At 75.1% G+C, this 1,780-nt stretch carries 1 protein-coding gene; it reads right to left on the reverse strand.

Features of this window, described 5'->3' with window-relative positions:
• On the reverse strand, nt 1–1,780 hold a 1,780-nt coding region (locus tag H5J30_RS30965; protein WP_181790815.1), incomplete at both ends, for a DUF4838 domain-containing protein.

Genomic DNA, 1,780 nt, shown 5'->3' on the forward strand with positions numbered 1-1,780 from the left:
GCTCCACCCGGATGCCCTCGGGCGCGGTGGCGGTCCAAGTGACGGTGTGCCCGGTGAAGTCCACGTCCTGCGCCTCGACCGTCAGCGCCTCGGGGCCCCCTTCGCGTACGAGCAGCAGCTCGCCCGGGTCGCCGAAGCCGGTGGCGGCAGCGCGGTAGCCGTCGGCGACCATCCGCCGCACCTCGGCGTCGCTGTACGACCCCTCGCTCCCCCACCGCCCCCGGGCCTGCACGTTCGGCAGGCTGACACCGTTGAAGCGGTTGCGGTGGACCAGCCGCCGGTACGCCGCCCGCGCGGCCCGCTGCTCCGGGCTGCCCGCCGGCGCGAGCCCGACGGCGGTGTCGGCCAGGGCGATGCCCGCGTTGCGGGTGAGCCGGTCGAGGACCACCCGGGCGCCGTCGCCCTCCGCGCGGCCGGCGGCCTCGGTCAGCGCCGCGCGGGCCCGGGTGTAGCTCTCGTGCAGCTGTGCGGCGCTGCGCGTGTCGGGGTCGTAGCGGGTCTGGTCGTAGTAGTCGCGCAGGGCCGGGACGGCGGCGGCGCCGAAGCGGGCGTGCAGATAGCGCTCCAGGAAGCCGCCGGCGTCCAGCCCGGGGTCCCAGGCCAGCGCGGCCACCAGGTTCTGCACGTGCTCGTAGGTGATCCAGTCGGCGGGCTCGCAGTACATGCCGACGCCGTTCGCGCCGGTGCGCGACGCGAACGCCGCGTCGCCCGCGATGGTGGCGAGCGGGTGGACCGGCAGGCTCCGCCACCGGTAGCGGCGGTAGTACTCGTACATCGACAGGGTGCCGCGGTAGGACTCCCGCCAGGCGCGCAGGGCCTCGGCGTGCGGGACGTTGGCGGGGACGGCCGGATCGCCGAGGGAGCCGGCGTAGTTCCGGGCGTACGGGGCGAAGTCGACGACGACGCCGGGGTCGGTGGCGTACTCCGGGTCGGGGGGCCGCAGGGTGGAGGCGTAGGCGATGCGCTCCACGCGGACGCCGGGCAGGTGCTCGCGTACGGCCGCGGCCAGGCGGTTGACGACGACGGACTCGGCGTTGGACGGGGTGCCGTACCGGTCGAGGATCGGCTTTTGGAACTGCCAGACGTCCGGCGGCCAGCAGTCGAAGACCGTGATCTCGGGGCGCTCCCTGAGGAACGCGACGACCTCGGCGGTGTACGCCTCCAGGGCCTCGGCGTTGTAGATGTCGAACAGCGGGCCGCCCGACTCGTAGTACTGCGGGTAGTCCGCCGGGGGCAGGAACGTGTCGTAGCCGTGGCCGCCGGACTCGATGCGGATGCCGCGCTTGCCCGCCTCGCGGATCAGCACGTCGCGCACCCCGTCGTAGACGGTGACGCCGATGCCGAGGTAGTCGGTGGGGTAGACGAAGGTGTTGAGGCGGTTCTTGGCCATCCAGTCGAGCAGCGCGGGCAGGGTGGCCGCGTGGTGGCTGTAGCCCTCCTCCGCGTACTGGCGGCGCATGGTCCACGCGGGCCGGTCGGCCAGGCGCTGCGCCGGGAGTGCGAGGGAGCCGCGGCGCGGGACGTGTTCCGCGTGGCCCTCGTACGCCGGGAAGGCGGGGGCGAAGAAGCGGATGCCGAACGCCTCCAGCACGGCGTACGCCGCGTAGAGGGGGGCGCGGTCGCCGAGGCCGGTGAGCACGGCGTACGCGTCGTCGGCGTGGACGGCGAAGGAGTCCTCCGGCGCACCGGACAGCTCCGCCGCCGCGGCGGCGACGCGGGCGGCGGGGACGGTGGCGGCCGGCCCGGTGCCGGCCCGCAGGGCGACGAAGCCGCTGACGCC

The organism is Streptomyces phytophilus (genome assembly GCF_013870535.1).
Taxonomy (GTDB): domain Bacteria; phylum Actinomycetota; class Actinomycetes; order Streptomycetales; family Streptomycetaceae; genus Streptomyces; species Streptomyces phytophilus.